This is a genomic window from Bacillus sp. z60-11, assembly GCF_046464135.1.
In the GTDB taxonomy this organism is placed as follows: domain Bacteria; phylum Bacillota; class Bacilli; order Bacillales; family Bacillaceae; genus Bacillus; species Bacillus sonorensis_A.
The window spans coordinates 162,728-178,585 of the sequence record NZ_JBIYSN010000001.1 but is presented as its reverse complement, the minus strand read 5'-3'; the positions used below and the strand labels follow the sequence as shown (position 1 = coordinate 178,585).

16 protein-coding genes are annotated in these 15,858 nt (G+C 45.9%); 6 read left to right on the top strand and 10 right to left on the bottom strand.

Annotated elements, in window-relative coordinates; all coding sequences use genetic code 11:
* Positions 1-146: 146 nt before the first annotated feature.
* A complete protein-coding gene (locus ACINLD_RS01000) occupies positions 147-1,286 on the top strand; it encodes a S8 family peptidase (RefSeq protein ID WP_026586291.1) in 1,140 nt (379 codons plus the stop codon).
* A gap of 61 nt (positions 1,287-1,347) precedes the next feature.
* Here ACINLD_RS01000 and ACINLD_RS00995 read toward each other — a convergent pair whose 3' ends face one another.
* From ACINLD_RS00995 to ACINLD_RS00980, 4 genes are all read right to left on the bottom strand, one after another.
* The gene (locus ACINLD_RS00995) at positions 1,348-2,601 is read right to left on the bottom strand and encodes a M48 family metallopeptidase (protein WP_026586290.1); all 1,254 of its coding nucleotides are present in this window, start codon (positions 2,599-2,601) and stop codon (positions 1,348-1,350) included.
* Positions 2,602-2,672: 71 nt separating this feature from the next.
* Positions 2,673-2,987 carry an AzlD domain-containing protein gene (locus ACINLD_RS00990; RefSeq protein ID WP_026586289.1) on the bottom strand — a complete coding sequence of 105 codons (315 nt, stop codon included), beginning with the start codon at positions 2,985-2,987 and terminating at the stop codon, positions 2,673-2,675.
* The gene (locus tag ACINLD_RS00985; protein WP_026586288.1) at positions 2,980-3,696 is read right to left on the bottom strand and encodes an AzlC family ABC transporter permease; all 717 of its coding nucleotides are present in this window, start codon (positions 3,694-3,696) and stop codon (positions 2,980-2,982) included. Before ACINLD_RS00985 ends, ACINLD_RS00990 begins: the two co-directional genes overlap by 8 nt.
* An 11-nt stretch (positions 3,697-3,707) precedes the next feature.
* Entirely contained in the window at positions 3,708-4,259 is a 552-nt protein-coding gene (locus tag ACINLD_RS00980) for a helix-turn-helix domain-containing protein (RefSeq protein ID WP_077737100.1), read from the bottom strand.
* A 106-nt stretch (positions 4,260-4,365) separates the two neighbouring features.
* Between ACINLD_RS00980 and ACINLD_RS00975 the strand changes: the two genes are divergently transcribed.
* Entirely contained in the window at positions 4,366-4,881 is a 516-nt protein-coding gene (locus tag ACINLD_RS00975; protein ID WP_277692597.1) for a hypothetical protein, read from the top strand.
* Here ACINLD_RS00975 and ACINLD_RS00970 read toward each other — a convergent pair.
* From ACINLD_RS00970 to ACINLD_RS00960, 3 genes are all read right to left on the bottom strand, one after another.
* The gene (locus ACINLD_RS00970) at positions 4,802-6,343 is read right to left on the bottom strand and encodes a fatty acid--CoA ligase family protein (RefSeq protein WP_026586286.1); all 1,542 of its coding nucleotides are present in this window, start codon (positions 6,341-6,343) and stop codon (positions 4,802-4,804) included. The genes ACINLD_RS00975 and ACINLD_RS00970 overlap by 80 nt on opposite strands.
* Before the next feature lie 168 nt (positions 6,344-6,511).
* On the bottom strand, positions 6,512-7,501 hold the full coding sequence (lplJ, locus tag ACINLD_RS00965) for a lipoate--protein ligase LplJ (protein ID WP_026586285.1): 990 nt from the start codon (positions 7,499-7,501) through the stop codon (positions 6,512-6,514).
* Entirely contained in the window at positions 7,485-8,252 is a 768-nt protein-coding gene (locus ACINLD_RS00960; protein WP_410206874.1) for an MBL fold metallo-hydrolase, read from the bottom strand. Before ACINLD_RS00960 ends, lplJ begins: the two co-directional genes overlap by 17 nt.
* Positions 8,253-8,410: 158 nt before the next feature.
* On the opposite strand from ACINLD_RS00960, the gene yhfH reads away from it, so the two are divergent.
* From yhfH to ACINLD_RS00945, 3 genes are all read left to right on the top strand, one after another.
* Entirely contained in the window at positions 8,411-8,545 is a 135-nt protein-coding gene (gene yhfH, locus ACINLD_RS00955) for a protein YhfH (RefSeq protein ID WP_077737102.1), read from the top strand.
* A gap of 311 nt (positions 8,546-8,856) precedes the next feature.
* Positions 8,857-10,143, top strand: coding sequence for a cation:dicarboxylate symporter family transporter (locus ACINLD_RS00950; protein ID WP_077737103.1), 1,287 nt, complete (start codon positions 8,857-8,859; stop codon positions 10,141-10,143).
* Positions 10,144-10,292: 149 nt separating this feature from the next.
* Positions 10,293-10,496: a hypothetical protein gene (locus tag ACINLD_RS00945; RefSeq protein ID WP_035427978.1), complete on the top strand. Its 204-nt coding sequence runs from the start codon at positions 10,293-10,295 to the stop codon at positions 10,494-10,496.
* A gap of 227 nt (positions 10,497-10,723) precedes the next feature.
* Here the strand turns inward: ACINLD_RS00945 and ACINLD_RS00940 are convergent, their stop codons facing one another.
* Positions 10,724-11,764 carry a M42 family metallopeptidase gene (locus tag ACINLD_RS00940; protein WP_026586281.1) on the bottom strand — a complete coding sequence of 347 codons (1,041 nt, stop codon included), beginning with the start codon at positions 11,762-11,764 and terminating at the stop codon, positions 10,724-10,726.
* A 104-nt stretch (positions 11,765-11,868) separates the two neighbouring features.
* Here ACINLD_RS00940 and ACINLD_RS00935 point away from each other — a divergent pair, with 104 nt between their 5' ends.
* Positions 11,869-12,864 carry a ketoacyl-ACP synthase III gene (locus ACINLD_RS00935; protein ID WP_077737104.1) on the top strand — a complete coding sequence of 332 codons (996 nt, stop codon included), beginning with the start codon at positions 11,869-11,871 and terminating at the stop codon, positions 12,862-12,864.
* 91 nt (positions 12,865-12,955) lie between these two features.
* Here the strand turns inward: ACINLD_RS00935 and ACINLD_RS00930 are convergent, their stop codons facing one another.
* Together ACINLD_RS00930 and ACINLD_RS00925 are read right to left on the bottom strand one after the other, a co-directional pair.
* Positions 12,956-15,118 (bottom strand): YhgE/Pip domain-containing protein, encoded by a 2,163-nt coding sequence (locus ACINLD_RS00930; protein WP_077737105.1) that lies wholly within the window; start codon positions 15,116-15,118, stop codon positions 12,956-12,958.
* Between the two features lie 71 nt (positions 15,119-15,189).
* The gene (locus ACINLD_RS00925) at positions 15,190-15,762 is read right to left on the bottom strand and encodes a TetR/AcrR family transcriptional regulator (RefSeq protein WP_026586278.1); all 573 of its coding nucleotides are present in this window, start codon (positions 15,760-15,762) and stop codon (positions 15,190-15,192) included.
* Positions 15,763-15,858 lie beyond the last annotated feature (96 nt).

The following is a 15,858-nucleotide window of genomic DNA, read 5'->3' as shown; positions in this document are numbered from 1 at the left end:
CAAAAAATGGTTATATATTTTCGGGAAATTTGGTCCTACCCGACAATTCATTTTTTTTCTATAATAAATTAACAGAATAATTCGAATAGAATATATTATCCATCTATTTCAATTATTCTGAATAAAAAAGAGGAGAGTGAGTAACGATGAGAAAAAGAAGTCTATGGCTTAGTGTGCTGACGGCCCTTCTGCTCATTTTTTCAATGGCTTTCAGCGGGTCGGCTTCTGCTGCCCAGCCGGCGAAAAATGTAGAAAAGGACTATATTGTCGGATTTAAGTCAAGAGCAAAAACAGCAGCCGTCAAAAAAGATATCATCAAAGAAAGCGGCGGAAAAGTGGACAAGCAGTTTAAAATCATCAACGCCGCAAAAGCATCGCTTGATCAAAAAGCGCTGAAGAAAGTGAAAAACGACCCGAGCGTCGCTTATGTCGAAGAGGACCATGTCGCACATGCACTGGCACAAACCGTCCCTTACGGCATTCCGCTCATCAAAGCTGATAAAGTGCAGGCTCAAGGCTTTAAGGGAGCCAATGTCAAAGTCGGTGTCATTGATACCGGAATCCAATCCTCTCATTCAGATTTAAATGTTTCCGGCGGAGCGAGCTTTGTATCCGGTGATTCCAATCCTTTTATTGACGGAAATGGACACGGTACACATGTTGCCGGTACAGTAGCAGCGCTCGATAATTCAATCGGCGTTTTAGGCGTGGCACCAAATGTGTCCCTCTACGCCATTAAAGTGTTGAATTCAAGCGGAAGCGGAACTTACAGCGCGATCGTAAGCGGAATCGAGTGGGCGACGTCAAATGGAATGGATGTCATCAACATGAGCCTTGGCGGATCATCGGGTTCAACCGCCTTGAAACAGGCTGTTGACAATGCGTATGCAAGAGGAGTTGTCGTTGTGGCAGCAGCGGGAAACAGCGGATCATCAGGAAGCAGCAATACAATCGGCTATCCTGCCAAATATGATTCGGTTATCGCTGTCGGTGCAGTGGACTCTAACAGCAACAGAGCTTCTTACTCAAGCGTCGGCTCAGAGCTTGAAGTCATGGCTCCAGGCTCAGGCGTGTACAGCACATATCCTTCCAACACTTATGCGACATTGAACGGCACTTCAATGGCGTCACCTCATGTTGCAGGAGCAGCAGCTTTGATCTTGTCAAAATACCCAACGCTTTCAGCTTCACAAGTCCGCAACCGTCTCTCCAGTACGGCGACTTATTTGGGAAGCTCCTTCTACTACGGCAATGGGCTGATCAATGTCGAAGCTGCCGCCCAATAACATATTTTAGCAAAACCTCGATAGAAAAAGCTAGTGTTTTATCACATTAGCTTTTTCTTCGTTATTTGGAGCCCTGTTCAACGTTTTGAATCCGCTCCATGATGGTCGGGTGACCGTATTTAAAAATTTTGACGAGAAACGGCGGATTCGCTTCACTCAATCCCGCCTTTGACAGCTCTTGGAAAGTGGAAACAGCAGCCTTTTTGTTTTTCGTCAATTCAATCGCATACTGGTCGGCGGCTTTTTCCTGATGTCTTGATACCGCATTTGTAAAAGGGGAAGAAGCGAATGAAACGACGCCGATCAAGAGCAGCAAAAGCGGGAGCGCTGCAAGATCCGCTTTGCTTTTGATGTTGAACCTTCTTCCATGGCGGCGGATGATCCATTTATATATTTTGTCGATCACAAACAAGCCGGCGAGGGACAAAAGCAAATAACCGCCGAGGCCGATGTAGACATGCTTCATGACATAGTGCCCCATTTCATGCGCCATGATGAATAAAATTTCAGGCTCGTCAAGCTTGTTCAGCGTCGTATCCCATAAAACGATCCTTTTATTAGCACCGATCCCTGTCACATAGGCGTTTAACGCATTCGTTTTTTCAGACATGTTGACTTCATACACGTGGTTCGCGGGTATGTCGGCCTGATCGGCAAGCTTCAAAATGTGGTGTTCCAGCTCTTTATTTTTCAGCGGGTAAAAGTCGTTATATAAAGGATCGATCACAACAGGCTGAAGAAAAAACAAAAACAGTGTAACCGGGACAGTCAAACACCATGCATAAAACCACCACCGTTTTTCATGCTTTTTGATCAGCCAGAAAAACACCAGCACCGCTCCGAGCGTCAAAGGAAAGCTGATCCAAAAATCGATCACCTGATCCTTGATCCAGCTCGCAGTCGTCTGGGTTGAAATGCCGTAGTCAAGCGAGTATTGGTAGCTGATCCAGTCAAGCGGCAAAGAAGCGAGCGCAACGATCAGAAACAGGCAAAAAACATAAGCCGCAATCTGAATAAACCTGCGCCTTGACGTCTGCTCCGCCCAATCCTTCATTTTCTTGGATAAGCCGGCTGTCAAAAGAATAAAAAACAAAAACCATTCAAACGGAATCCGGAAAAAAAACAGAAAATCTTTGATTTTCGAATACTCTTCCGACAGGATAAGCTCCCGTTGATTCATAAATGTCGCCGGATCGGCACTTGTCCCTTTCAGCGCCTCGGGAACGGAAGACTCGCCGGTCATAAAGAGGTACCAGTAGAAAAAAAGGCCGTACAGTACATATAAGAGACCGGCGCCTGCGATCCATTTCCCCATCAACAATCACTTCCTCTCACTAAACGGTTACTCCTATTGTAAGCTTTTTAGCAAAAAGTTAGAACCAAGCCTTACAATGAGAGGAACAATCCCGTTCCGGCAAGCGTCAAAATCGTACCTGTGACGACAATGATGACGCTCGCTCCCAAATAGGCGAATAAAAAAGCGATGAGAGCGCCGGCAAGTCCGTAAAGCATGCCGCTTTGGACAAAAAAAACGCCCGGAAAAATCAATGCGCCGAGCACCGCATACGGCACGTTCTTGAGGACGCGCTCTAAAAATCCGGGAAGCTTCAGATTTTCAAGTGCGACTAAAGGGATCATCCGCGGCACATATGTAACAAGAGCCATCCCGAGAATCATCCAGATGATGTGATGACTAGACATATTTTCTCTTCCCCTCTGTTCTCATTTGATCAAGCCATTCAATCAGAACGGCCGATAAAAGCGTAGCACATACAATCGACCAGCCCGAGGACAATAAGCCGTTCAACTGGATAGCGGTGTTGAGCACCCCTGCCGAACCGGCCAAAAAAAGCACTTTTCTCTGTTTTTTTAATGCGGGCACAAGAAGCCCGATGAACATCGCATAAAGGGCAATGCTCATGCTCTCCTGCAATACTGCCGGCATGGCCGCGCCAAGTGCATGGCCGGCGGCACTCCAAACAACCCAGCTTACATAGCCGATCGAACCAAGCCCCATCATGTATGACGTCGTCAGTCTTTCATTTCTTAAAGCAGCGACCGTAAACGATTCGTCCGTCACCGCAAAAAAGGCGTAGAACGCTTTTTTCCAGGATGAATCCTTTTCCACGAGCTGGTTTAAAGAAGCGGAGAATAAAAAGTGCCTAATGTTGACAATAAAAGTCGTCATGATAATTTCAATGATTCCGGTTTGAACGGCGAGCATGCTCAGTGACATGTACTGGGACGCCCCGCCGAAAACAAGCGCGCTCATTAAAAACGTCTCGAAAATCGACAAGCCCGTTGTTTTTGCCAAAAGCCCGAATGTCAGGGCAACCGGAATGTAGCCGACTGCAAGCGAAACCCCTGATCGCAGTCCGTCCATAAATGTGAGTGAACGCTTTGTTCCCATCTTGACACCTCTTACGGATAATAAATTAATGTATAGCATGATGCGGTCTGTTCCGTATGGTTCTGATAGCTGTGGACAGTATTGGCGGTAAAATGCATGGCATCGCCTTCATGTAATTCACAGCTGTAGCCTCCCGCATCCACGGCGACCGTCCCTTTGGAGACGAGCACATATTCTTCGATTCCTCCGTGATGAGGCTCAGACTCATGCATGCAGCCCGGCAGCAGTTCAATGTAAAAGATTTCGAATTTCTTTTTTTGATCGAACGGAAAATGCGGGTAAGCCGCATATTTGTCTTCACCGGCCATCACAGGCGTTTTCTCGAGCCTGCGAACGATTGTCGGTTCCCCGGCCGGTTTTTCGGCCAACGACGTAAAAGAAACTTGCAGGCCGTTGGCGATTTTCCACAGCGTGGTGATCGTCGGGCTTGAAGCGCCTTTTTCGATTTGCGCGAGCATTCCTTTGCTGACACCGGTTAGATTTGATAATTGATCAAGGCTGTAGTTGCGGATTTTTCGAAGCCTTTTGATATTTTCGGCAACCTGCTGTTCGATGGAATTCATCTTTCATCTCCTTATAATAAATTGAACATTTGTATAATTTAATGAACATTATAGCATAATTTTTCAGGATGAAAAGATATGTGCGCGGAAAAACTTGAGACATGAGGTGATCATTCTGAAAAAAATAATGGGCATCGTGCTTTTTTTCGGTATTTTATCACTTAGTGTTTTTTATATATTCAGCCTGATGGCAGATCCTTTTGATGCAAGAAATGCCGAAGAAATCACGCTCGTGCCGGCAGAAAAAAACGGAAAAACGATCAGGATTGAAGAAAGGCGAGAAATAAATGAGATGCTGGATGTGTTCAACAAAGGGAAAAGAATGAAGAAAACCACGGCTCATGAACTGTCCGCCCCGGATTACCGCGGCGATATCAAAATGAACGATACCCACAGGGTGCGTTTCACGGTCTGGCTGAAGGAAGATGAAGCTGTGATTTTGAAGAACGAAGATGCAACTTACTTTCACCTCAATAGGAAAGACAAAGCCGTTCTCATCAAAAGATTGCAAAAAGGGACGCAGGCTCGCGTCCCTTTTTCTGCTAAGATTGCTTTGTCAGCATGTCCTTTAAAGCGCGTCTTAAAATTTTCCCCGTCGAATTTTTCGGAATTTCTTCCATGAAAACGATTGCTGACGGCCGTTTGTATTTGGCAAGATGCTTCTTGCAATGTAAAAAAACCTCATCTTCTGTCAGCGTCTTCGTTCTAGGAACGACATAGCATTGCACGGCTTCCCCTGTATTCGGGTCAGGAACGCCGATGACCACCGCTTCCGCAACTTCCGGATGCCGGTAAAGCACTTCTTCGACTTCCCGCGGATAAACATTGTAGCCGCCGACGATAATCATGTCTTTTTTTCGGTCGACAATATAGAAATAGCCGTCCTCATCCCGTTTAGCCAAATCTCCCGTATACAGCCAACCGTCTTTAATCGTATGCGCCGTTTCTTCCGGCATTTTGTAGTAGCCTTTCATGACGTTCGGCCCCTTGACGATCAGTTCGCCGACCTGGCCTGGTGGAAGCTCCTCTCCCAGCTCATTGACCACCTTGTTTCTCACATTCAGAATGTTGGTGCCGATCGAGCCGGGTTTGCGGCCTGTGCTGAACGGATTAAAACATGTTACAGGCGATGCTTCAGAGAGCCCGTAGCCTTCCAAAACGAGGACGTTGAACTTCTCCTCAAAGCTTTTCAAAAGGGCTACAGGCATGGCCGCACCTCCGGAAATGCAAAGCCTGACAGAGGCAAACCCGTTCCCATCGGCCTCCTCATACTGATACAGATAGTTGTACATCGTCGGAACACCGGAGAATATTGTTGCCTGATGCTTCTTGACTAGTTTAAAAACAGCCGCCGGACTGAACTTCGGTACGATTAAAATCGCGGCGCCGTTCATCAGCGGCGCATTCATGCAGACCGTCAAACAGAACACGTGGAACATCGGCAGAGCGGCGACGACAAGATCGGCTTCATTCATCGTCAAGTATTGCGCCGTATCATTCGCATTTGAAAACAGATTTTGATGGGACAGCATCGCGCCCTTCGGTTTCCCCGTCGTTCCAGACGTATAGAGAATCGCGGCTGTATCTTCACTTTGGATGTCAGGAAAAGACTTTTCGGATGGCTTCATCATATTTGCAAACGATTTCAATTTCATGCGGACTTCTATGTTGGCCGATTCTTGAAGAGGCTCTCCCGTTTCACACAGTACGACATGCTCGACCTTTTGGAGGGATTCGTGCATCTTTTCATACAATGGAAGAAGCTGCCCTGCAGCCACAATCACTTTTGCATCACCATTGGTGAGCATATAGCCGATTTCCGTCGGCGTATAGGCCGGATTAATCGGAATGACAACGGCTCCGGCTTTCAGCGCTCCATAAAATGAAATCACAAAGTGCGGTGTATTGCCGAGAAGCAGTGCGACATGATCTCCTTTTTCAACCCCTATTTCCTGCAAACCCCCTGCGAAACAATCGATCTTTTGCTGCAATCCTCCGTAGGTTTCCGTCTGTTCCCCAAAAATATAAGCGGTTCGGTCAGGCTTTGACCGGGCTGTTTCCCCTAGCTTTGAAACTAAATTCATTCTCCCACCCCTTAAAAATGAATGAATAACCATTCATTTTGTGATAATCAAAATCTATTCCCATTATAGTAAATGACGAGAAAACACTCAAGAGCCGAAGGGAAATATCTTCCATAACTCCTGTGTTTAAAAGAAGGAAGCATGCCCAAGGGTATGGGCGCGCTCCCTCTAGTATACGAGATCGAAAAATTCTTCTTTTTGAATGTTTCCGAAGTAATGTTGAATATCAACACCCTGCAGGGCTTCTTCAATCGCTTTTCTTTCATATTGAATGCCTGTCAGCTTGTCTTCGATTTCTCCGACATCGCCGACACCGAAAAAGTCGCCGTAAATGTTGCATTCATGGATGACGCCTTTGTGCACTTCAAGGCGGATGTCAATCGATCCGGCTGTAAAACGCTTTGAATGCTGGAGGTTGAACTTCGGCGATTTTCCGTAGTTCCAATCCCAGTTTTGATAGCGTTCTTTTGAGATTTGCTGAATGATTTCCCAATCTTTTTCCGTCAACTTGTACTCCGGAATTTCATCCTCCGTATCGAAAATGTAGCGAAGCAGGAGGCTCCTGAATTCCTCTGTCGTCATCTTCTGCTCGAGAAACTCGCTGATGTTGGCCACGCGGCTTCTAATCGATTTAATGCCCTTTGATTCGATTTTATCTTTCTTTACCTTCAATGCGGAGACAACGTTCTCTATTTCTGAATCAAATAAAAGCGTGCCATGGCTGAACATTCTGCCTTTCGTTGAAAATTGCGCATTGCCGGAAATTTTCCGGCCGTTTGCCATCAGATCGTTCCGCCCGCTCAGCTCAGCGTCGACGCCAAGGCGCTTTAAGGCTGCGACAACGGGCTCGGTGAACTTTTTGAAGTTATGAAAGCTGTTGCCGTCATCCTTCGTAATAAAGCTGAAGTTCAAGTTTCCGAGATCATGGTAGACGGCTCCGCCGCCTGAAAGTCTGCGGACAACGATGATCCCGTTTTCATCGACATACTTCGTATTGATTTCCTCGATTGTATTTTGATTTTTGCCGATGATGATCGACGGCTGATTGATATAAAACAGCAGATAAGTCTCTTCCGGATCAAGATGCTTTAAGCAATATTCCTCAATGGCCAGATTGATCCGCGGATCTGTGATATGTTGATTATCGATAAACAGCATGTTTTCCTTCCTCCTTCTCATCTCCCCACACATAGCCGGTGTGTGCCAGATCAACGCCGCCCTTGTATACGGTTTTGGCCTCTTCCACAAGCATCCGATGCTCACCGAAATGCGGAAGGTGTGTCAACAAAAGATGCCCCGCTCCGGCTTCCGCTGCGATCCGGCCCGCTTCAAGGCTGTTCATATGCCCGGCTGATGCGCCATCCTGTCCGGCATAAAAATTGCACTCGCTGATGACGAGATCCGCCCCTTCGCTAAAAGGAATGAACGCTTCCTGAAAGCTCGAATCCGCGGTATAAACGACCGAGTGGACACCGTCGGTAATCCGCATCGCAAAACAGTCGACAGGATGGACCGTTTTCAAAAATGTGAATGTAAACGGACCGATTGTCAAGGGCTGATCGGGATCATATGACAAGCCCGCAGTATGCGTTTTATATGTAAGCCTTGAAAACTGTTCTTCATCAAAAGGATGTCCGTAAATCGGAAGCGCATTCTCCCCTTTTCCAAGGAATGAACCGACGAGTTTGGCAAATTGCAATGGCCCGATGTCTGCAATATGGTCGTGGTGATAATGGGATAACACAACGGAATCAAGCTTTTCAACAGGCAAAAACTGCTGCAGCTTCGATAACACCGCGCTGCCGCAATCGATTAAGACCGAACGATTCCCTGATTGAAGCAAATAACCTGAAGTCGCTTCATTTGCGGCCGGAAACCCTCCATAGCACCCGATAACAGTGATCTTCATCCTGCTTACACCTCATTGTTTATGAGTTTAGTCCCCCTATTCAATATACCCATTTTTCTTAAAAATTGCATGTTTTATGTTTTGTCATAAAACAGACATTGATTTTTCGCACACTGTTATAATACAATGTAATCAACAAACGAATTGGAGGAATTGAAATGCTGGGCAAAATCACAGAATTTTTCAGAAATTTACCTTCAAAAAAATGTTCCAAATGCGGCAATGAAATTGATGAGCAGCACGAATGCTACGGAAATACGTGTTCTAAATGTCTCAATTTAAAAGATTTATAAATGCTAAGACATACACTTCGGCGGACAATTGCTCCCCGGGGTGTTTTTTTGTCACAAAGTTAGTCATAAAGTGAGAGATTTTTGTCAAAATTCATTATCTTAATAACATTTTACTATCTGGATTGGGAAAATAGGCTCCGCTTTCGGAGCCTGTTTGATTTTGAGCTGTGTAAATGATCTCATATCTGAATTTTCGATATATTCAGATGTTATTTTTTTAATGGACGAGCTGCTTTTTCTTTCGCTATACTTAATTTACGATCTCGAATTTAATATTTTAGTATAATTACATACTTGTTGGGAGGGCATCTATGAAAAGAATGAAAATCGGCTTAGCCACGCAAATATTCCTCGGGCTGATTTTAGGTGTGGCAGTGGGAGCTATTTGGTTTGGAAACCCCGCTGTAGCAACATATCTTCAGCCTGTCGGTGACTTATTTTTAAGACTCATCAAGATGATCGTGATTCCAATTGTCGTATCCAGCTTGATCGTTGGGGTTGCGGGAGCCGGAAGCGGCAAAAAAGTCGGCAGACTCGGCTTTCGGACGATTCTTTACTTTGAGATCATTACCACGTTTGCCATTGTTCTCGGACTGCTCTTGGCAAACGTTATTCAGCCAGGACACGGCGTCAATTTTTCGGGTGCCGAAAAGACGGATATCAGCCAATACGTCCAAACGGAAAAAGAAGCGGGCACAAAATCGGTCGCAGACACTTTTTTACATATTGTACCGACAAACTTTTTCCAATCTCTCGCCGAAGGAGACATTCTGGCGATCATTTGCTTCACCGTCCTTTTCGCCCTTGGGGTTGCAGCAATAGGGGAAAAAGGAAAACCTGTGCTGTCTTTTTTTGAAGCAACTTCCCACGCTATGTTTCATGTCGTCAATATTGTCATGAAATTCGCACCGTTCGGCGTTTTTGCCTTAATTGGTGTGACGGTCTCCAAATTCGGTTTTTCGTCACTCATGTCGCTGGGAAAGCTCGTTTTACTGGTCTATTTCGCGCTGGCTTTCTTCCTGATTATCGTCTTCGGCATCGTCGCCAAACTGGCCGGCATCAGCATTTTTAAATTTTTGGCATACTTAAAAGACGAACTTCTCCTTGCCTACAGCACTTCAAGTTCTGAAACCGTCCTGCCCCGCGTGATGGAAAAAATGGAGAAAATCGGCTGTCCGAAAGGCATCGTTTCCTTCGTCATACCGATCGGCTATACATTCAACCTGGATGGTTCTGTCCTGTATCAGGCGATCGCCGCCTTGTTCTTGGCGCAGGCGTATGGGATTGATCTGTCCATTGTCCAGCAGCTCACATTGATTCTCGTATTGATGGTCACATCAAAAGGGATGGCCGCGGTTCCCGGCACATCGTTTGTCGTTCTTCTGGCGACGCTTGGAACCTTCAACATCCCTGTAGAAGGTCTTGCCTTTATCGCCGGCGTCGACCGGATTATGGACATGGCGCGGACGGTTGTCAACCTAACCGGAAACGCCCTTGCGGCGGTTGTCATGTCTAAATGGGAAGGCGAATATGACGCCGTCAAAGGACATGCTGAATTGAATAAAACTGAACCCGCTGACATGAAAATGTCCAGCTGACGGCATGAAAAAACGTATGTATTCCCTTTATCGGAAAACATACGTTTTTTTTAAAAATATACGATTTAATCAAGAAACCTGTCCAATCAGCTTCCTTCTATTGACATACGATGTACTGTACTTCAAATAAGAACAGGAGGGAAGTTATCATGTATTACTATCATGATCACTGCAAGAAGGACTTTGACTACGATTACGACTATCATAAGAAAGACCACGACTGCAAGAAATACTACTACTATTATTATTACTACTACTATCCTTGCTATAAGAAATATTATGACTACGACTATAAGAAATTCGATTATGGCTATGACCACTGCAAAAAGAAAAAGCATTATGACTTCTGGTAAGTCATTCTATTAAGATTGCCGACAACCCTTCACATTCGTGATCGGTTTTTAAATCGGCGCTCACAAATCAGGAAGGCATGCCGGCTGCGTGCATGGATCCCCTGTGAAAGTCTGCTCCTCTGGCCGTTCTTCCTGAACTGTAATTGTTTAAAGGTCACGCCTGAAAAAAGATGACTTCCACAACTTTTCTCCCAAGGGATCGATCCTTGGGAGTTTTTTGCGAGAACTCAAACCATTTCCGACTGCACGTAGTGATACAAAAGGTTTGCCGTATGCTCCAGAGATGTCCGGTGCGTCCTTTCAAATGCGTGGGATGCGTCGATTCCCGGGCCGATCAGCCCGTGGACGATGTCATGGCCTGCTTTGATGGCAGCCGAAGCGTCCGATCCGTAGTACGGGTAAATATCAAGCTTATATTTGATCCCATGCTTCTCACAAATTTCGGTCAGGCGTTTTCTGAGACCGAAATGATACGGGCCGCTGGCATCCTTGACACAAATGGATACCGTATATTCATCCGTCGATTGTCCATCACCGATCGCCCCCATATCAACGGCCATGTATTCGACTGTTTCAGGCGGTATGTTCGAATTGCCGCCATAACCGATTTCTTCGTTGTTCGAAATCAAAAAGTGGGTTGTGTAAGGCAATATGATCTTTTTATTATGAATCGTTTTGATCAGCTGCAGCAAAAGAGCGACGCTTGCTTTATCATCCAAATGCCGCGATTTGATAAATCCGCTCCGCGTGATTTCAACCCGCGGATCAAAGGAAATAAAATCCCCTACATTAATGCCGAGCGCCCTGGTGTCTTTTTCATCCCGGACAGGCTCATCAATGCGGACCTCCATGTTTTTCTGGTTCCGTTCGGCTTTCCCGGCGTCTTTATATACATGAACAGATGTTTGATGCATTAAGATCGTGCCCGTGTATGTTTTTCCGGAAGCCGTTTCAATTCTGCAATATTCACCTTCGATCGAATTGTAATGAAAGCCGCCGATTAAGTCTATTTTCAGCCTTCCGTCTGACTTAATCTCTTTCACCATTGCGCCAAGTGTATCAACATGCGCCGTCAGCATCCGGTGGCGTGTCCTGTCGCGCCCGGGAATCGTCGCGATCAGCCCGCCTTTATGATTGAGCCTTGTTTCAATCCCTTCTTTCTTTAGCAGCTGGTCGATATAGTGTATGATCTCATATGTATTTCCGGTCGGGCTCGGAATCGAGACAAGCTCTTTGATAAGCTCCATTGTTTCCTCGACAGATGACATCTTCATTCCCCCTATCTTTGGATGTCTATAGTATACCTCATAATAACAAATTAGTACCAGATACTAATACTTGATGATATAATATAAATAAGGAGAGTGAGTTCATGAAAACTTTATCAAAAGCGCGAATCTCGGCCATTGGGAGCTATGTTCCCAAAAAGCGGCTGACAAACGAGGACTTGGAAAAAATCGTTGACACTTCTGATGAATGGATCACACAGCGGACGGGCATGAAAGAAAGACGGCTGGCTGACGAACAGGAATTCACATCAGACCTTTGCATTCAGGCGATAGAAAATTTACAAAACAGATATCACGGCACACTTGATGATGTCGATATGATCATCGTCTCCACAACAACGGCCGACTACGCGTTTCCGAGCACAGCCTGCCAAATTCAGGAGCATTTCGGATGGTCGGATACCGGTGCGGTCGATGTCAATGCAACATGTGCCGGGTTAACATACGGCCTGCACATGGCCAACGGGCTCATCACTTCGGGATTGCACCGGAAAGTCCTTGTGGTTGCCGGTGAGACATTATCAAAAGTGACCGATTATACAGACCGCTCATCATGCGTATTGTTTGGGGACGGGGCCGGCGCACTGCTTGTCGAGCATGATGAAACAGCTGCAGACTTCATCACATTTGTCCAAGGCACGAAAGGCGACGGCGCCCGGCACTTGTACAGGACCGGCTTGAGAAGTGATCTAAAAGGAGATCCGCTTGCAGGAGAAGGGAAAATGGTTCAAAACGGGCGTGAAGTATACAAATGGGCTGTCCGCACCGTACCAGAGGGCATTCATGCACTGCTCGAACAAGCGGAAATGTCTCTTGAAAACATCGATTGGTTCGTACCGCACAGCGCAAATTTGCGGATGATCGAATCGATCTGCGAAAAATCGGGAATCCCGATTGAAAAAGCGCTGACAAGTGTTGAATGGTTTGGCAATACGTCTTCCGCTTCGATTGTCCTTGCACTTGATGAAGCCGTGAAAAACGGAAAACTCAAAACTGGAGACACACTGCTCCTTTTCGGCTTTGGCGGAGGCTTTACATATACCGGACTGCTTGTGAAATGGGGTGTGCCTGTTTCCTAAAACAGGAGAAAGAGGATTGGCAGCTGAACAGTTTCCGGCATAAAAAAAACACCTTTTTAGACCTATAAAGGGCTAAAAAGGTGTTTTTTCCTTATGCAGGCTGCTCCTCGATTTTTCCTTTGCTGAGCAGCACTTTAAAATAGATGAGCGTTAAAGCCATCATGAGCAGGGCAACACCGCCGAGGACAGCGGCCTGTTCCCACATATAACCGTAATCTCCGCTTGAAATCACCGCTCTGTAGCCTGCAATGCTGTAAGTCATCGGCAGCGCCGCATGAATCACTTGGAAGAATTTTGGAACGAGGGCGATCGGGAATGTTCCGCCGCTTCCGCCAAGCTGCAGGACGAGCAGAATAACGGCGATGAACCGGCCGGGATTTCCCATCGTCGCCGCCAAAAATTGAATGAGCGCAAGACAGGTAATACTCATAATGATGCTGAACAAATAAAATCTCCAGACGCTTTGCACTTCAAGTCCGATTCCCCAAAGAATAATCGTGCAGGCGATGACCGCTTGCAGAATACCAACTGGAAGAAGCACGCTGAATTTGCTGATGAACCAGCCAAACGCCGATTCGGGCTTGCTTGAAGGTTGTTTGACATCAAACACAACGGTGATCATGAGGGCGCCGACAAATAATCCGAGCGATAAAATGTACGGGGTCAATCCTGTGCCGTAATTTGATACCGGATCGATCTTGTCGCCTTTGACATCCACAGGATCAGAAAACATATTATAGTTCTTTTCCCCGGCTTTGATATCACCCGTCTCATCCGCCGCATCAGACAGCTTGTCGGAAAGCTCCCCGCTGCCGTCTTTCAGCTTGCCAAGCCCATCGTCCAAATTCTTCATTGCGTCAGACAGCTTGAAAGAAGCATCCTCCAGCTTCTTGGATGAGCTTTGCAGTTCGCCAAACTTGCCGGTCAATGTCTGGCTGCCTTCGGCAATCTTTGAAGACCCGCTTTTCGCTTCTGCGAACTTTTCGTTATAAGCCCCAAGCCCGTTTGTCAAGGTGTCGAGTCCTTTTTGGATCTTTACCGATCCGGTATAAAGCTGGTTCGCCTGGGAAGGGAACTTTTTAAGCTCCTGAAGCTGCTGTTTCATAACAGAAAGATCAGGAAGCTTGCTCATATCCGGAATCCGCTCTTTCAGCTGTTCCAGTTCAGGGAGTTTCACCTCTCCCATCCGCTGATCGACCTGTTTTGAAAGAGCCGCTTTTTGTTCTTTTGTCAGCATGTTGCTTGATTCAATAATTTGTTTGACTTCAGTTTTTTGGTTTTTCAATGCTTGTTCCAGCTGTGTCAAGTCGTTTGACATTTGGCCGATGTCTTTTTTCGCCTTCTCGGCGTTTGTGAGCGCCTTTTCCAGCTGCGCAATCTTCTCATCTGAAATCGATTGTTCGAATTTGCTGATTTGCTGGGCCTTGTCATTGAGCTGCTCTAAGCCTGCCACCAGCTGCGGCATGCCTTGCTGAAGCTCTTGTGCACCGCTGTACAGCTGACCGCTTTTTTCCTGGAACTGTCCGAGGGCAGAATCAAGGTCATGGATTTTTTCATTGAGCGTATGAAACGCCTTACCGAACTTCTCCATGCCGTCTTTGTTAAACTGCAGCTGGCTTTTCGCCAATTCTTCCAGACCCTTTTTGATCTTTTCGCTGCCGTCTTTTGCATCCTTTAAGCCTTTATCAAGCTTTCCGGCTCCAGCGCTTGCTTCTCCCAGACCTTTTGCAATCTTACCGAAGTTATCAAAGATCACTTTGACGTACTGTTCGCTGATTTCCGAGCCGACTGAATGCTGCAGCTGCTCAATCGCCTTGTCGCTGATCTGAGCGCCGACATAGTTGCGTCCGGCGTTTGTATGATAAATCAGATCAAGCTTTTTCGGCTTTTTGTCCAACACAGTGCTGGCGTTTTTTGAGAAGTTTTCAGGAATTTCCACAACCATATAATATTCTTCATTTTGCAGGCCTTGCAGCGCTTCATCTTTCGTTGTAAAATGCCAGTCAAATTTATCATTTTCTTTCAGTTCTTTAACAAGATCATCGCCGATGTGAAGGTCTTTTCCTTCATATGTTGTTCCCTTATCAGAGTTGATGACCGCTACAGGCAGCTGATCAACGTGTCCGTAAGGGTCCCAGTATGCCGCCAAAAAAACGCTGCTGTAGATCAGCGGAATAAAGAGAACCCCGATGACAGAGATGAGCAGTTTTTTATTTGTGATCAGTTCTCTCCACTGGTTTTTTAAAACATTCATGGTTGATACGCCTCCTAATCAACGGCCGGATCTATCGATTTGGCCGCACACCTAAAAAAAGGAAGGATTATCTAGTTTGACAATCCTTTTAAAATATACATTTTCAGCATTTCTGCAATTTCTTCTTTCTTCAGCGGTTCATGGTGTCTTTCCCAATCAAAGATAAGCGCAATGTAAAGCTTAAAAATGACAAATGCGTTCAGTTCGGGATCACACGGTCTTATATCGTCATTTTTAACCGCTTCTTTTATTTTTTTCTTAATGTAGTTGATCACCATCCGCTCCAGCTTTTCAGTCACTTCCCGGGCGGCGGGGGTGCCCAGCTCCGTTGCCTCCTGAAAGATTTTAATCGTCAGCTGATGTTTCTTTCTGTACTCCAAAATGGCCATCATCGCGCGATGAGCATTTTCATGAAACGGCAGTTCAGGGTCGATCGCTTGATCTGCCGTTTGCTTCATTTCAATCAGCAGCGATGAAAAAATTTCGCCGAACAGTTCCTCCTTATTTTTGAAAAAGGTATAGATGGTGCCCTTCCCGACATTTGCAAGCTTTGCCACTAAATCCATTGTCGTCGCTTTGTATCCAAATTGTGTGAATGATTTTGTCGCCGCTTCAATAATCAGTATTTTCCGGTCTTTGCTCATGCTTTCTCACCCCAAAAATGACTATTTGAACATTTTGGTCAATAAGTACAGAGAGTAATTTACCACATCCGCAAGCGAAATGCAAATGATTTAAAT

Coding starts and splice junctions, on each gene's coding strand:
- ACINLD_RS01000 (WP_026586291.1), top strand. CDS start 147: ATGAGAAAAAGAAGTCTATGGCTTAGTGTGCTGACGGCCCTTCTGCTC.
- ACINLD_RS00995 (WP_026586290.1), bottom strand. CDS start 2,601: ATGGGGAAATGGATCGCAGGCGCCGGTCTCTTATATGTACTGTACGGC.
- ACINLD_RS00990 (WP_026586289.1), bottom strand. CDS start 2,987: ATGTCTAGTCATCACATCATCTGGATGATTCTCGGGATGGCTCTTGTT.
- ACINLD_RS00985 (WP_026586288.1), bottom strand. CDS start 3,696: ATGGGAACAAAGCGTTCACTCACATTTATGGACGGACTGCGATCAGGG.
- ACINLD_RS00980 (WP_077737100.1), bottom strand. CDS start 4,259: ATGAATTCCATCGAACAGCAGGTTGCCGAAAATATCAAAAGGCTTCGA.
- ACINLD_RS00970 (WP_026586286.1), bottom strand. CDS start 6,343: ATGAATTTAGTTTCAAAGCTAGGGGAAACAGCCCGGTCAAAGCCTGAC.
- lplJ (WP_026586285.1), bottom strand. CDS start 7,501: ATGCTGTTTATCGATAATCAACATATCACAGATCCGCGGATCAATCTG.
- ACINLD_RS00960 (WP_410206874.1), bottom strand. CDS start 8,252: ATGAAGATCACTGTTATCGGGTGCTATGGAGGGTTTCCGGCCGCAAAT.
- yhfH (WP_077737102.1), top strand. CDS start 8,411: ATGCTGGGCAAAATCACAGAATTTTTCAGAAATTTACCTTCAAAAAAA.
- ACINLD_RS00950 (WP_077737103.1), top strand. CDS start 8,857: ATGAAAAGAATGAAAATCGGCTTAGCCACGCAAATATTCCTCGGGCTG.
- ACINLD_RS00945 (WP_035427978.1), top strand. CDS start 10,293: ATGTATTACTATCATGATCACTGCAAGAAGGACTTTGACTACGATTAC.
- ACINLD_RS00940 (WP_026586281.1), bottom strand. CDS start 11,764: ATGTCATCTGTCGAGGAAACAATGGAGCTTATCAAAGAGCTTGTCTCG.
- ACINLD_RS00935 (WP_077737104.1), top strand. CDS start 11,869: ATGAAAACTTTATCAAAAGCGCGAATCTCGGCCATTGGGAGCTATGTT.
- ACINLD_RS00930 (WP_077737105.1), bottom strand. CDS start 15,118: ATGAATGTTTTAAAAAACCAGTGGAGAGAACTGATCACAAATAAAAAA.
- ACINLD_RS00925 (WP_026586278.1), bottom strand. CDS start 15,762: ATGAGCAAAGACCGGAAAATACTGATTATTGAAGCGGCGACAAAATCA.